Origin of the sequence: Pseudokordiimonas caeni, from assembly GCF_026719705.1 — a bacterium.
Classification (GTDB): Bacteria; Pseudomonadota; Alphaproteobacteria; order Sphingomonadales; family Kordiimonadaceae; genus Gimibacter; species Gimibacter caeni.
In genome coordinates this window covers 16,676-30,764 of the sequence record NZ_JAPPRR010000002.1, presented here as the reverse complement: position 1 = coordinate 30,764, position 14,089 = coordinate 16,676, and the positions used below count along the sequence as shown (strand labels likewise).

The window sequence follows — 14,089 nt, the reverse complement described above, 5'->3', positions numbered from 1 at the left end:
CCTGCGCCCCGGGCCTAGGCCAAAAGAAATGGGGGCTGCAAACGGCTCGCCCCTTGCCGGAAAGCGACGTTCGCGCCATGATACAGGTCTTGTCCGCGCCCGGCCTGTCATGCTGCCGGGTTCCCTTTGATACAGGATCGTCCTATGGCCACGCTCAAGCTTTCGCCGCTCGCACCCGCACAGTTTCCGCATATCACGCCCGTTCCGGGGGTCGAACTCGGGGCCTATGCCGCGGGCCTCCGATACAAGAGCCGCCCGGATATCATGATGGCGGTGCTGGCCGAGGGGACGAGTGCGGCCGGGGTCTTCACCCGCTCGAAAGCGCCGGCGGCTCCGGTTGACTGGTGCAAGGCAGCGCTCGACGCGACGGGCGGCAAGGCCCGCGTGGTGGTGTGCAACGCCGGCAACGCCAACGCCTTCACCGGCGAAAAGGGCGCCAAGGCGACCCACGATATCGCGACCGACGCCAGTGAGGTGATCGGCTGCGACATCAATGAAGTGATGGTGGCCTCCACCGGCGTGATCGGCGTACCGCTGAACACCGCGCCCTTCCGCAAGGCGATGGAGCGCATGAAGGACGGCCTTTCCGCCGGGCTCTGGAAAGAGGCAGCGTCGGCGATCATGACGACCGACACCTTTCCGAAAGGCGCCAGCCGCGTGGCCGAGGTGGACGGCAAGCCGGTCGTCATTTCGGGCTTCACGAAAGGCTCGGGCATGATCGCGCCTGACATGGCGACGATGCTTGGCTTCATTTTCACGAACGCCAACGTCTCGCCCGGCTGCCTGCAATCGATCCTGTCGGAAGTCACTGACCGCAGCTTCAACAGCATCACGGTGGACGGGGATACCTCGACGAACGACTGTGTGCTGGCCTTCGCGACCGGGGTGCATGCGAACAGCGATACGATCAGCGACCCCGCCGATCCGCGCCTTGAGGACTTCCGGGCGAAGTTCGAGGAGATTGCCGTCGACCTTGCCCAGCAGATTGTGAAGGACGGCGAGGGCGCCACCAAGTTTGTGACCATCACCATTGAAGGTGCCGAGGATGATGCGGCAGCCCGCAAGATCGGCCTTTCGGTCGCCAACAGCCCGCTCGTGAAAACCGCCATCGCCGGCGAGGACGCCAACTGGGGCCGCATCGTTGCAGCTGTCGGCAAGGCGGGCGAGAAAGCCGACCGCGACAAGCTGATGATCTGGATCGGCGGCCAGCTTGTGGCCCACAAGGGGGCTGTGCATCCGCGCTACTCGGAAGAGGAAACAAGTGCCCACATGAAGGGCCAATATATCGATCTGCGAGTGGATGTGGGGGGCATCGGCACCGGCAAGGCGACCGTCTGGACCTGCGACCTTACCTACGAATATATCCGCATCAACGGCGATTACCGCAGCTGACGCTGGCGGTGTCCGGCCAGCGCTTCACGGTTGGCATGGCATTTGAATGAGTCTCCACGGGCAGGGGTGCCCACGACAGGTAATGTCGATGTGGAGATTGAGTGATGCCAACCGTGAATCTTGAACTGCAGCTTAAGTTTCTGAACGATCTTGAAGCTGCCCTTGCCGATGCGTTGCAGCGCTTTGAAGCCGACGGACCGGAAAAACTTGCCGAACTGAAATTCATGCAGGCCGAGGTTGACCATGCCCGGCGCATCGTTGCCGCCCGCCTGATGGAGGACGACGACCGCGCAAGCACCAAGCCCGCACCCAAGGATTATGGTCACGGGGCGGTGGCCTGAGCGACCAGCCCGGACTTATTCGCCGGCTGCTGCCTCTTTCCCGGTTTCAGCCGCACCCAAAAGGTTCTCGAACATCAGAACCATGGTTTCGCCGAGCGAACCGGTCGACAACAACAGGACCAGCGCGATGAGCGCCGCGATAAGTCCGTATTCGATTGCGGTGGCGCCCGTGTAATCGTCCCACAGTTGCCGGAAGAATCGCTTTCCTGCCAAAGCGTTCATCATGTTTCACCTCTCCTGAGCCCTGACCCGACTGCCAGTATGGGGCAAGGCGCCTGCCTTCACAATAGACCGAGACTGGGCGCCATGGCTTAACAAGTGCTTAAAGCTTGAATTTGCCTCAAACTGCCTCTAAGCCTCGGCTCATGGATGAATGCCCTGACAGTTTTGTCCGCCTTGATGCGGCCCTCCCGACCGTTCTTGTCGCCGCCATTGCGCTCGTCGATATTGAAGGCCGGGTGCTGATTGCCGAACGGCCGGCTGGCAAATCAATGGCGGGGCTGTGGGAATTCCCGGGCGGCAAAGTGGAACCCGGCGAAATACCGGAAGCCGCCCTCATCCGCGAAGCCAGGGAAGAGCTGGGGATCGATGTGTCGGCCTCGTGCCTTTCTCCCTTCGCCTTCGCCTCGCATTCTTATGAGAAATTCCACCTGCTGATGCCGCTTTACCTGTGCCGCAAATGGGACGGGCTCATTGTGCCGCAGGAAGGCCAGCGCGTGAAATGGGTGCGTCCCCTTGATATGGGGGACTATCCGATGCCACCTGCCGACCTGCCGCTTGTCGCGATGCTGCGGGATTTTATCTGATCTAGCTTTTCGGCTTGTCCATCGCGGCTTTGAGCGCGTCGCCGAGCGGCATGCTGCCGCTGCCGCGCCGGAGCGGCTTTTGCTGGCTTTCGTGCGGGTGCCAGCCGGTCAGCCAGACAATTTCGAACGTGGCCTGCACGCGGCCCGAAGGGGTGGCGTGGCGGCCCATATAGATATCGAGCATCCGGGCCAACACATCGCGGCGCAGCGTTTTGCGGCTGCGGTCGGCGAGCGCATTGGCCTCGCCCATGCCGCGCAGGTCGGTCATCAGGCGGAGGGGGGTCTCATATTCAACGGTGATCACGTCGGCGTCCGCCACCGGCAGGGCAAAGCCCGCGCGCTGCAACAGGCCGCCGGCGTCCCGCACATCAGCAAAGGGTGAAACGCGCGGGCTGGCGCCGCCTGTGATTTCCGCCTCTGCCTCCAGAAAAGCATGACGAAGCTCGGTGAGCGTATGGCCGCCGAAAAGGGCGGCGAGGAAAAGCCCGTCAGGCTGAAGCGCGGTTCTGGCCTGTGCCAGCATGCCCGGCAGGTCATTCACCGAATGGAGATAAAGGTTCGATACCACAAGGTCAGCCGAACCGGGCTCGGCGGGCAGTGTTTCCGCCTCGATCGCTTGGGCGTCACTAAGCGGGACGCCCTCGGTACAAACCTGCCATTGGCCGGCGGCAGGCAGGAGGCCGAGCCGGGCGAGATTGCCGCCAAGGTCGACACCCGCTTCGAAGCTGCGGTTGATATCGGCCAGCCGGTCCAGCAGCCGTTCGCCCACTTCCCGGTGCAGGAAATCATGCTCGCCAAACCGCGCGGCGGCACGCTGTCGCTGGCGCACGAGGGCGGCGCGGTCGAAAACCTGCCAGTCGGGTCTGTCTGCGGTGGCTGCCAAGGTGGGGCTCCGGCGTTACTGTTCAGTTGCGGCCTTCCTAGCGCGCGGCGGCGGCGGGCTCAAGCCCTTCGCGGCTTCACAAGTCGCGGCGCGGCGTTATCCTGCATCCATGAGTCGCATCATTTCACAATCGAAGGCAGCGCTGCGCCGCCTTGCCGATCTTCTGATGCCGCCGCGTTGCCCCGCGTGCGGCGAGGTGATCGGCGCGCACGGCGGCCTGTGCGCCTCTTGCTGGGGCAGGATCGGGCGGATCGACGGCCCGGTCTGTGCCTGCTGCGGTCACCCCTTTGATGCCACGCTTCCCGGCGTGCATCTGCCCGGCAGCCTGTGTGCTGCATGTCTCGCAGCAAAGCCGAGGTTCGATTGGGCGCGGGCGGCCTGCGCCTATGATGGCCTCGCCCGGCACATGGTACTGGCGCTGAAGCATGGTGACGGGCTCGATGGTGCCATGACGATGGCGCGGCTGATGAAGGCGGCTCTCGATACGCGGGATGGCAAGCACCTGGTCGATCTCATCATTCCTGTGCCGCTGCATGGAAAAAGATTGTTTCGACGGCGTTACAATCAGTCACACGTGCTTGCGGGTGCCCTAGGGCAGTTGACAGGCCTGCCCGTGATGCCGCGGGTGCTGCACCGCGTGCGGGCGACTGCAAGCCAGGGCGGGCTTGGCCGCAAGGCGCGCTTTCGCAATGTGAAGGGCGCATTCAGGGTGGCGGAAGATGGTGCTGTATCGCTGAAAGGCCGGCATGTCCTTCTGGTTGATGATGTACTGACGACCGGGGCAACCGTTTCGGCCTGCGCGGGCGTCTTGAAACGTGCCGGGGCCGCATCCGTTGGTGTTCTGACCTTCGCCCGTGTCGACCCCACGCGGGTGGGGCGCGTCGCGGACAACATCATGTTGTCGAGCACGGGCCTTTGATTTCCGACCCTTTTCCCCTAAATATGGGGCAAAGCGTAAAGGAGTGACGGCAATGGCCGACATCGTAATCTATAGTTCCGATCTCTGTCCCTATTGCTTCCGGGCCAAATCCCTGTTGAAGCGCAAGGGTGCAGCGTTCCGTGAAATCAGTGTGGATATGAACCCTGCTGCGCGCCGTGAAATGCGCGAAAAAGCAAACGGCCGCAACACGGTGCCGCAGATTTTTATCAACGGCCAGCATATCGGCGGCAGTGATGATCTGCATGCGCTGGATGATCGCGGCGCGCTTGATCCGCTGCTTGCGACAGCAGGTTGACACGCATGCGCGGTGCCCTTGTCCAGCTGACATCCGGCCGTACGGTTGCCCCGAATTTCGAGGTGCTGGAAGCGCATATCCGCGCGGCCGCGGCGGAAGGCGCGGAGTTTGTTTTCACGCCCGAAACCAGCCTGATGATGGAAACCCGCCGCGCCGAGGTGCTGGAAAAGGCCCGGTATGAGGCCGAAGACGAGACGCTGGCTGCCCTGCAGGCGCTGGTCATCGAGCTTGGCGTCTGGCTCAATCTGGGCTCGATCATGGTGAAGGTGGCAGACGACCGCCTTGCCAACCGGTCGTTCCTGATCGGCCCGGACGGCGAGATCAAGGCACGCTATGACAAGATCCATCTTTTCGATGTCGATCTGGGCGAGGGGCAGGTTTACCGCGAATCCGCGCTTTATGAAGCAGGCAGTGAGGCTGTGGTGGTGGATACCCCCTTCGGTCTCGTCGGCATGACCGTGTGCTATGACCTGCGCTTCCCCTATCTCTATCGTGCGCTGGCCGGTGCCGGCGCGCGCATCCTGCTGGTGCCGGCGGCTTTCACCCGGCCGACCGGGGAGGCGCACTGGCATGCGCTCCTCCGCGCTCGCGCTATCGAAAACGGGGCTTTCGTGATTGCGGCCGCACAAACAGGCGATCATGAAACTGGCCGCGCCACCTATGGCCACAGCCTTGTGATCAGCCCTTGGGGTGAGGTGGTGGCGGATGCGGGCACCGCACCCGGTGTCACGCTTTTCGATATCGATCTTGCCAAGGTCGATGCGGCGCGGCAGAAAGTGCCCTCGCTTGACCACACACGCACCTTCAGTGTCGCCAGGATAGAAGCCCCATGATCGTTTTCGATCTCAGATGCGAACAGGCCCATCGTTTCGAGGCATGGTTCCGCTCGTCCGGTGATTATGAAACGCAGCTCGCTTCCGGTCTCGTTTCCTGCCCCGTGTGCGACAGCACGCAGATTGAAAAGGCGATCATGGCGCCGAATGTGGGTGTGAAGGGCAACCGCAAGGCCGAAGCCCCGGTCGCCGCTACGCCTTCAGAAAAGCAGCAGCCGGTGGCCCATGCACCCGCCGCTTTCGCCGAAATGATGGCGGCCTTCAAACAGCATGTTGAGGCGAACTGCGAGGACGTTGGCGAAAACTTCGCCGAGGAAGCCCGAAAGATCCATTACGGCGAAGCCGAAGAACGCGGCATCTACGGCGCCACCAGCGCCGACGAGGCGCAGGCTCTGATCGAGGAAGGTATCGAGGTCCTGCCGTTGCCGACCGGTCGCCGCACCGACGCCTGAGGTAGCCTTCAGGCCGCCACAGCCCCCATTGCATAATTGACCGCCACGTCGCGGTCAGAAAGCTTCCAGTTGCCGGTCAGCGGGTTGAAGACAAAGCCGGTAGGAGCTTCAGGCGTGAAGCCAGCTGTCTTCAGGGCATCAGCCAGTTCACGCGGGGTGAGGAACTTGTTCCAGTCATGTGCGCCGATGGGTAGCCAGCGCAGCACATATTCAGCCCCGACAATCGCAAAAATGAAGCTGCGGGCAGTGCGATTGAGCGTGCTCATCAGCATCAGGCCGCCGGGCTTAACGAGCGCGCGGCAGGCAGCAAGATAGGCGGGCACATCTGCCACATGCTCCACGACTTCCATATTCACCACCACATCAAACTGCTCGCCGGCTTCGGCGAGCGCTTCGGCGGTGGTATTGCGGTAGTCGATGGTGAGCCCCATGCGGGTCGCATGAATTTTCGCGACCTCGATATTGCGTTCTGAGGCATCAACCCCCGTGACGCTGGCGCCAAGGCGGCAAAGCGGCTCCGAGAGGAGCCCGCCGCCGCAGCCGATATCGAGGATCCTGATGCCTTCAAACGGCTTCAGGCTCGTCTCGCTGGTGCCCGTGTGGGCATTGATGGCGGCGCGGATATAAGCGAGCCGCGTGGGGTTGAGGAGATGCAGGGGCCGGAACGGGCCGTTTTCATCCCACCACTGGTCGGCAATGCGGGCGAAGAAGGCAACCTCGTCCTCGTTCACGGTCACGCCCTCGGCCATGCGGCCTGTGGTGGCTTGTTTCGACCCTGAATTGTTCTCAGTCGACATTTTCTTACTCATTTCGGCCCATCCGCGCAGAAAAATTAGCGGCAGGGGGTCCTGATGATCCCTTGCGCACCCCCCGGCCAGCCATTAAACAGATGCCCGAGCAAGCTCCTCTTTTACGCACCGTTTGAGGGGTCGGGTCAAGGGACTTGGCGATCTTCGTGGTCCCCGCCCCGGCGAAGCCTTGAAGGGTGCTCATGGTAAACGTCTGGAACGGTCGATATGGCAAGGATAGTGAAGAAGTTTGGCGGCACATCGGTTGGCGATGTGGACCGGATTCGCAACGTGGCGAACCGGGTAGCGCGCGCGGTGAAGGAAGGCCATGAAGTGGTCGTCGTCGTGTCGGCCATGTCGGGCGTCACCAACCAGCTTGTTGCCTATTGCCGTGACGCCGCACCGCTGCATGACGCGCGCGAGTACGACGCGGTCGTAGCGGCTGGTGAGCAGATTACCAGCGGCCTCCTGGCGATATGCTTGCAGGAACTGGGCGTGCCTGCCCGGTCGTTCCTTGGCTGGCAAGTGCCGATCAAGACGAATTCGGTGCATGGTTCGGCGCGGATCGAGGACATCCCGACCGAAAAGCTTGAAGCCTGCCTGAAGGAAGGCCGCGTGGCGGTGATCGCCGGTTTCCAAGGCATCGGCGACGATGGCCGCATCACCACGCTTGGCCGTGGCGGCAGCGATACGTCGGCCGTGGCAGTGGCGGCGGCGATCAAGGCCGAGCGCTGCGATATCTATACGGATGTGGACGGCGTTTACACGACCGACCCGCGTATCGTGCCGCGCGCCCGCAAACTTGATAAAATCTCCTATGAAGAGATGCTTGAAATGGCGTCGGTCGGTGCCAAGGTATTGCAAACGCGGTCCGTGGCACTGGCAATGAAACACGGGGTTCGGACCCAGGTGCTGTCGTCCTTCGAGGACAAGCCCGGCACCTTGATTGTTGGCGAGGATGAGATTGTGGAACAGGAAGTAATCAGCGGCATCGCCTATTCGCGCGGCGAAGCGAAAGTCACCGTGGTCGGCCTCAACGACCGCCCGGGTCAGGTGAGCCATCTTTTCGGCCCGCTGGCTGACGCGAATATCAACGTCGACATGATCGTGCAGTCGGCATCGGATAACGGCGAGGCCACGGACGTGACCTTCACCATCCCCGAGGACGATCTGCTGCGCGCCGTGAAAATCCTGAAAGAGCACAAGGACCAGCTCCTGTATCAGGACATCCAGTATAACGGCGAAGTCACGAAAGTGTCCGTTGTGGGCGTTGGTATGCGCAGCCACGCAGGCGTCGCGCGCAAGATGTTCGACACGCTTGCCGAGAAGGGAATCAACATCCAGGTGATCTCGACTTCCGAGATCAAGGTGAGCGTAATCATCGATTCCGAATATACCGAGCTTGCAGTCAGGGCGCTTCATACGGCATATGGACTTGATGCACCGGCTGCGTCGGCTTGATGTCTGACCGGTGCTGCCGGAAATAACCGGCAGTCAGGCAATCGAGTGTGAGGATGGGCATATGACCGAAACCGGGATGCAACGGCTGGATGCCTTGTGGAAACGCGGGACAGATTTTCTGGGAACCCGCTATGCCATTCTCGGCGGGGCCATGTCCTGGGTGTCGGAACGTCATCTGGTGGCTGCGATCTCGAACGCGGGTGGCTTTGGCGTTATCGCCTGCGGCGGGATGACCCCCGACCAGCTAGCGGCCGAAATTGCCGCGACCCGCGCCCTGACCGACAAGCCTTTCGGTGTCAACCTCATCACCCTGCATCCGCAGCATATGGATCATATTGCTGTCGTCCGCGAGGCGGGCGTCAGCCATGTGGTGCTGGCGGGCGGCATTCCTTCGGGTGCGGCCATCGCTGCCGTGAAGGATTTCGGCGCCAAGCTGATGTGCTTTGCGCCGGCCGCCGTGCTCGCCAAAAAGCTTGTGCGCTCCGGCGCTGACGCGATTGTGATCGAGGGCTCGGAAGCGGGCGGCCATATCGGCCCCGTGTCGCTCAATGTGCTGGCGCAGGAAATCCTGCCTGTCATTCGCGATGTGCCGGTGTTTGTGGCGGGTGGCCTTGGCCGCGGCGAGGCGATTGCCGCCTATCTCGAGATGGGGGCATCGGGCGCGCAGCTTGGCACCCGTTTCGTGGTGGCAAACGAATGTATCGCGCACCCGAATTTCAAGAAAGCCTTCATCCGCGCCGCCGCCCGTGACGCGGTTGCCAGCGTCCAGATCGACAACCGCTTCCCGGTCATCCCGGTGCGCGCCCTGAAGAATGCCTCCACCGAGGCCTTCCTGCAGACGCAGCGCGAAGTGATCAACGCCTATCAGGCGGGGGAAGTGAGCATGGAAGATGCCCAGCTCCGGATCGAACATTACTGGGGTGGGGCGCTCCGGCGTGCCGTGATCGACGGCGATGTCGAAATGGGTTCGGTGATGGCCGGCCAAAGCGTGGGCATGGTGACCCGCGAAGCGCCGACCGCCGAAATCATTGCCGAGATCGTCGAGCAGGCGGCAAGCTGCCTTGGCGCGCGCGACGCTGCGCCCGTATCGCAGCCCGCCGCATAAGTTACCAGCCGCTGCCGGCGCCCTGCCGGCGGCAGACCGAAGTCGAACCGGGGGACTGAGAGTTGCCGGACGTAGTCAGCCAGCCGCGATTGCTCTTGCGGCGCCTCCACGGGCTTATGGCCGGTGGTGGGGCAGCGGAGGATCGTCTTGGTCAGGTAGTGCGCCTCATCGCCCAGAATATGGTCGCGGAGGTGTGCTCCATCTATCTCGTCCGGGCGGGCGGGGTGCTGGAGCTGTTTGCGACCGAAGGTCTGAAGGCGGAAGCCGTTCACCGCACCCGGATGCAGTTTGGCGAGGGCCTAGTGGGCCTTGTCGCCGAACGCGCGCTGCCCCTCAACATCTCCGAAGCTCCACAGCACCCGCGTTTCTCGTACCGCCCTGAAACGGGCGAGGACCTGTATCACAGCTTCCTTGGCGTGCCCATCATGCGCACCGGCCGGGTCGCGGGCGTGCTGGTTGTCCAGAACGTCACGCCCCGCCGTTACCAGAGCGAGGAAGTGGAAGCCCTGCAGACGATCGCCATGGTGATCGCCGAGCTTGTGGGCAGCACCGAGCTTGTCGACCCCGAGGAACTGAGCGAGGACGCGCTGGCGACCGGCGCCCCGGTCACGCTCGACGGGATGAAGCTCGTGGAAGGCGTGGCGCTCGGTAACGCCGTCTTCCATGTGCCGCAGGTGAAGATCACCCGCACGGTTGCCGACGATATCGATGCCGAACGGGTGCGCCTTGAAGATGCCATCGCGCAGATGCGGTTGCAGCTTGAGGAAATGATCGAGCATCCCGACCTTGCCCACGGCGGCGAGCACCGCGAGGTCCTCGAGACCTACCGCATGTTCGCCTACGACCAGGGCTGGCAGGACAAGATGCGCGATGCGGTTAGTTCCGGCCTGACGGCGGATGCGGCGGTCAACCGCGTGCAGCTCGATACCCGTGCGCGGATGATGAAGATCCGTGATCCGTACCTGCGCGAGCGAGCGTCGGATTTTGACGATCTCGCCGGGCGGCTCATTCGCATCATCCAGGGAGCGAGCGAGGAAGACGACCGCAAGCTGAAAGAAGATAGTATCCTGATCGCCCGGTCGGTCGGCCCCGCCGAACTGATGGATTACGACCGTCGTCTCCTCAAGGGCATCGTGCTTGAGGAAGGCTCTGCCACCAGCCACATGACCATTGTGGCACGCGCCATGGGCGTGCCGGTGCTCGGGCGCGTGTCGGGCCTGCTGGAGCATGTTGAGCCCGGCGAGCTGGTTGTCGTCGATACCGAAAGCCAGCATGTATTCGTGCGGCCGGGCGAGGATGTCGTCGAGACTTACAGGCAGGCCATCCGCGACCGGGCCCGGCTCCTTGCCGAGTATGAAGCCGAACGCACCCTTTCGGCCGAGACACTGGATGGCACCAGCGTCACGCTCTTGATGAATGCGGGCCTCACGGCTGATCTGGCGAGCCTTGACGCCACGGGCGCCGAAGGCATCGGCCTTTTCCGCACCGAGTTCCAGTTCATGGTGGCCTCGACCCTGCCGAAGGTGGAGGAACAGACCCGGATCTATTCCGCTGCGCTCGATGCCGCGCGGGAACGCCCCGTGGTGTTCCGTACGCTTGATATCGGCGGCGACAAGCAGGTGCCCTTCCTGCCACGCGACGAGGAAGAGAACCCGGCCATGGGCTGGCGCGCTATCCGGGTGGCGCTCGACCGGCCGGCGCTGTTGCGCTACCAGCTACGGGCGCTTCTTTACGCGGCGGCCGGGCGCACGCTCCATGTGATGTTCCCGATGATCGCCGAGGTTGCCGAGTTCCGCGCCTGCCGGAAGATATTGCAGAAAGAGATCGAGCGTCTTGACGGGCTCGGCAAGGAGCCGCCGGCGCGGGTCTTTGTCGGCTGCATGCTCGAGGTGCCATCGCTCGCCTGGCAGCTTGACGCGCTTCTGAAGGAAGTCGACTTCCTGTCGATTGGCACCAACGACCTGATGCAGTTCTTCTTCGCCTGTGATCGCTCGAGCCCGCGGCTGGCTGGCCGGTATGATCTTCTCGCGCCCTCGGTACTGACCTTCCTGCGCGGCGTTGTCGCCTCGTGCAATGCCGCGAATGTGCCCGTCACGCTTTGCGGTGAAATGGGTGGCCGTCCGCTTGAGGCCATGGCGCTCGTGGGCCTCGGATTGCGGCGGATTTCGACCTCGCCGACCTCTATCGGGCCGGTGAAACGGATGATTCGCACGCTCAATCTGGATGAATTGAGGGTTTTCCTCGATGCGCGGCTTGATTCAACCGATCATTCGATTCGCGACTCTCTTATCCACTTCGCGCGCGACCACGGCATCAAAATCTGATTTTATCCTGTATTTTCCATTGAATAGGCCAGTTTCCGAAGAAATTGCCTTCACCAATTTGATTCTATTTGACAGCAGTTCTTAAATGCTTTTTCACTTGCCCATGTTCATCTGACCTATAAAGCCTGACCTGGCGGCAAACGCCGGGCGACCGACAGCGCGGGAAAAATAAAATGGGGGCGGGTCCAAGTGGCCCTTTTACCTCGGCCGCTACGGGTGCAAACTGGCGACTGGGGCAATCTGCCGCGAAGCAGGCGGCAGGAGGCAGTTGAAATGAACGACGAAAAGATGACCGTCGGAACAAAGTTGAAAACGGCACGTGAAGCCCGGAGCCGCTCGCTTGACGAGATGGCCTGCGAACTGTGCCTGCGCCGCAATTTCCTCGAAGCCATTGAACGCGACGATATCTCCGCCTTGCCGGAGCCGACCTTCGCGGCGGGCTTCGTGCGCAGTTATGCGAAGGCACTTGGAATGGACGGCGCCGCCATGGCCGCCGACTTCCGTGCCGAGCATGGCCTGAGTGTGGCACAGCCCATCGTGATCCCGCCACAGATGGCAGCACCGAAGAGCGCCCTGCCGCGCTGGCTCAGCTCAACCGCAGGTCTTGCCCTGGCGCTTGGTGCCTGGTTCACGGTTTCAAGCGGCCTTGCGACCTACCAGACGGCGGAAGTGCTGCAGCATGACCGCGAAGCGATTGAGCGCGCTGAACTTGATGAAGTGAAATCGCGCCTCGCCGAAACCTCGCCGGACCTTGCCGCTGCGGATAGCGCGGTCACGGGCAGCACCGAAGCCGTCCCCGCCAACCCCGGCCCGTCTGCGCCGGTGATGGCAACCGCAGCACCGCTTGAGCAACCTGCCGATGCGCGCCCCTTCTTTGCGCGCCGCGCGCCGCCGACCTCGATTTTCCCGGCAGCTATGGCCTCGGAAGGCCCGGCCTCGACCCTGTCGCCCAACGCGCTGATGATCAGCGCCACGGAAGACAGCTGGGTCCGCCTTGAAGGTGCGGACGGTACGGAAGTCTGGTCCGGCGTGCTGAAGGAAGGCGAGACCTTCCGGCCGGCGGTATCGGGCAGTGCCATCTTCCTCACCACCAGCAATGCCGGTGGGGTCAGCATCAGCTTCCAGAACCAGGCGCTTGGCCCCCTTGGCGAACGCGGCGAGATCATCGCCGGGCTCCGCCTTGATGCCAGCCGTGTTCCGGCGACGCAGGGCTGAGTTTTCCGCCAAGATTCCGTGATTCTTCTTGCGTTGCGGCCCGTGCTTCATCATGTATAGGCGCGAGGTGACGAGCCCATTGTTGTGGTCGTCCCGCCCTTTCAGCGCAGTACGAGGAAGCCGGACATGAGCATCCGTCCGTGGAGAGACATCAGCCGCCGCAAATCGCGCCAGATCATGGTCGGCAACGTGCCGGTCGGTGGTGACGCGCCGATTGCCGTGCAGACGATGACGAACACGCTGACCTCCGACGCCAAGGCGACGATCGAACAGATCCACAAGGCGGTGGAAGCCGGCGCCGATCTCGTGCGCGTTTCTTGTCCCGATGAAGCCAGCACGGCTGCGATGCCGGAAATCTGCCGCGAGGCGGGCGTGCCGATCATCGCCGACATCCATTTCCATTATAAGCGCGCGCTTGAAGCCGCTGACGCCGGAGCTGCGTGTCTGCGCATCAATCCGGGCAATATCGGCTCGGCCGACCGCGTGAAAGAGGTTGTTCGTGCCGCCAAGGCAAACGGTTGCTCGATGCGGATCGGTGTGAACGGCGGCTCGCTCGAGCGGCATCTTCTCGAGAAATACGGTGAGCCGTGCCCCGAAGCACTGGTGGAAAGTGCGCTGGAGCATGCCCGCATTCTGGAAGACAACGACTTCCGCGAATTCAAGATCAGCGTGAAGGCGTCGGACGTGTTCCTCGCCGTTGCATCCTATTACGGCCTTGCCGACGCCTGCGATTATCCGCTGCACCTTGGCATCACTGAAGCGGGTGGTCTGCGCGGCGGTACGGTCAAGTCCGCCATCGGTATCGGTTCGCTCCTCTGGGCCGGGATCGGCGACACGATCCGGGTTTCGCTGTCGGCGGAACCGGTCGAGGAAGTCAAGGCCGGCTTTGAAATCCTGAAGTCGCTTGGCCTTCGCCACCGCGGCGTGCGGATCGTTTCCTGCCCGTCCTGTGCGCGGCAGGCCTTCCCGGTGATCAAGACGGTGGAAGTGCTGGAGGAACGCCTTGCGCATATCCATACGCCCCTCAGCCTGTCGATCATCGGCTGCGTGGTGAATGGCCCAGGCGAAGCGCGGGAAACCGACATTGGCCTCACCGGCGGCGGGCAGGGCAACCATATGGTTTATCTCTCGGGCGTCACCGACCACAAGATCACCGATGACCGGCTCGTTGACCATATTGTCGAGCTTGTCGAGGCCAAGGCGGCCGAAATCGACGCGGCAGCCAAAGCCGCTGAATAGCTATTCTCTCAAGGA

15 protein-coding genes are annotated in these 14,089 nt (G+C 62.7%); 12 read left to right on the top strand and 3 right to left on the bottom strand.

Annotated elements, in window-relative coordinates; genetic code table 11:
- The first annotated feature begins 144 nt into the window (after window positions 1–144).
- Together argJ and OU694_RS08800 are read left to right on the top strand one after the other, a co-directional pair.
- Window positions 145–1,392: a bifunctional glutamate N-acetyltransferase/amino-acid acetyltransferase ArgJ gene (gene argJ / locus OU694_RS08805; RefSeq protein ID WP_308910628.1), complete on the top strand. Its 1,248-nt coding sequence runs from the start codon at window positions 145–147 to the stop codon at window positions 1,390–1,392.
- 104 nt (window positions 1,393–1,496) lie between these two features.
- Window positions 1,497–1,733, top strand: coding sequence for a hypothetical protein (locus tag OU694_RS08800; RefSeq protein ID WP_308910627.1), 237 nt, complete (start codon window positions 1,497–1,499; stop codon window positions 1,731–1,733).
- A gap of 15 nt (window positions 1,734–1,748) precedes the next feature.
- Here OU694_RS08800 and OU694_RS08795 read toward each other — a convergent pair whose 3' ends face one another.
- Window positions 1,749–1,958, bottom strand: coding sequence for a Flp family type IVb pilin (locus tag OU694_RS08795; protein ID WP_308910626.1), 210 nt, complete (start codon window positions 1,956–1,958; stop codon window positions 1,749–1,751).
- Window positions 1,959–2,098: 140 nt separating this feature from the next.
- Here OU694_RS08795 and OU694_RS08790 point away from each other — a divergent pair, with 140 nt between their 5' ends.
- A complete protein-coding gene (locus OU694_RS08790; RefSeq protein ID WP_308910625.1) occupies window positions 2,099–2,539 on the top strand; it encodes a (deoxy)nucleoside triphosphate pyrophosphohydrolase in 441 nt (146 codons plus the stop codon).
- Between the two features lies 1 nt (window position 2,540).
- On the opposite strand, the gene OU694_RS08785 is transcribed toward OU694_RS08790, so the two are convergent.
- Window positions 2,541–3,422, bottom strand: a complete 882-nt coding sequence (locus OU694_RS08785) for a class I SAM-dependent methyltransferase (RefSeq protein ID WP_308910624.1) — start codon at window positions 3,420–3,422, stop codon at window positions 2,541–2,543.
- A gap of 109 nt (window positions 3,423–3,531) precedes the next feature.
- Between OU694_RS08785 and OU694_RS08780 the strand changes: the two genes are divergently transcribed.
- Genes OU694_RS08780 through OU694_RS08765 form a run of 4 tightly spaced genes read left to right on the top strand, consistent with a single transcriptional unit; the run spans window position 3,532 to window position 5,942 of the window.
- Entirely contained in the window at window positions 3,532–4,341 is an 810-nt protein-coding gene (locus tag OU694_RS08780) for a double zinc ribbon domain-containing protein (protein ID WP_308910623.1), read from the top strand.
- Between the two features lie 52 nt (window positions 4,342–4,393).
- Entirely contained in the window at window positions 4,394–4,657 is a 264-nt protein-coding gene (grxC, locus tag OU694_RS08775; protein WP_308910622.1) for a glutaredoxin 3, read from the top strand.
- Between the two features lie 5 nt (window positions 4,658–4,662).
- On the top strand, window positions 4,663–5,490 hold the full coding sequence (locus OU694_RS08770) for a carbon-nitrogen hydrolase family protein (RefSeq protein WP_308910621.1): 828 nt from the start codon (window positions 4,663–4,665) through the stop codon (window positions 5,488–5,490).
- Window positions 5,487–5,942 carry a DUF1178 family protein gene (locus OU694_RS08765; protein WP_308910620.1) on the top strand — a complete coding sequence of 152 codons (456 nt, stop codon included), beginning with the start codon at window positions 5,487–5,489 and terminating at the stop codon, window positions 5,940–5,942. The genes OU694_RS08770 and OU694_RS08765 overlap by 4 nt, the downstream gene beginning before the upstream one ends.
- Before the next feature lie 8 nt (window positions 5,943–5,950).
- Here the strand turns inward: OU694_RS08765 and ubiG are convergent, their stop codons facing one another.
- Entirely contained in the window at window positions 5,951–6,739 is a 789-nt protein-coding gene (gene ubiG / locus OU694_RS08760) for a bifunctional 2-polyprenyl-6-hydroxyphenol methylase/3-demethylubiquinol 3-O-methyltransferase UbiG (protein ID WP_308910619.1), read from the bottom strand.
- Between the two features lie 219 nt (window positions 6,740–6,958).
- Here ubiG and OU694_RS08755 point away from each other — a divergent pair, with 219 nt between their 5' ends.
- The 5 genes from OU694_RS08755 (at window position 6,959) to ispG (ending at window position 14,074) form a co-directional block, all read left to right on the top strand.
- Window positions 6,959–8,191, top strand: a complete 1,233-nt coding sequence (locus OU694_RS08755; protein WP_308910618.1) for an aspartate kinase — start codon at window positions 6,959–6,961, stop codon at window positions 8,189–8,191.
- 61 nt (window positions 8,192–8,252) lie between these two features.
- The gene (locus OU694_RS08750; RefSeq protein ID WP_308910617.1) at window positions 8,253–9,296 is read left to right on the top strand and encodes an NAD(P)H-dependent flavin oxidoreductase; all 1,044 of its coding nucleotides are present in this window, start codon (window positions 8,253–8,255) and stop codon (window positions 9,294–9,296) included.
- Window positions 9,297–9,358: 62 nt separating this feature from the next.
- Window positions 9,359–11,620 carry a phosphoenolpyruvate--protein phosphotransferase gene (gene ptsP / locus OU694_RS08745; protein ID WP_308910616.1) on the top strand — a complete coding sequence of 754 codons (2,262 nt, stop codon included), beginning with the start codon at window positions 9,359–9,361 and terminating at the stop codon, window positions 11,618–11,620.
- Between the two features lie 273 nt (window positions 11,621–11,893).
- Window positions 11,894–12,835 (top strand): RodZ domain-containing protein, encoded by a 942-nt coding sequence (locus OU694_RS08740; protein ID WP_308910615.1) that lies wholly within the window; start codon window positions 11,894–11,896, stop codon window positions 12,833–12,835.
- A gap of 126 nt (window positions 12,836–12,961) precedes the next feature.
- Window positions 12,962–14,074 (top strand): flavodoxin-dependent (E)-4-hydroxy-3-methylbut-2-enyl-diphosphate synthase, encoded by a 1,113-nt coding sequence (ispG, locus tag OU694_RS08735; protein ID WP_308910614.1) that lies wholly within the window; start codon window positions 12,962–12,964, stop codon window positions 14,072–14,074.
- Window positions 14,075–14,089 lie beyond the last annotated feature (15 nt).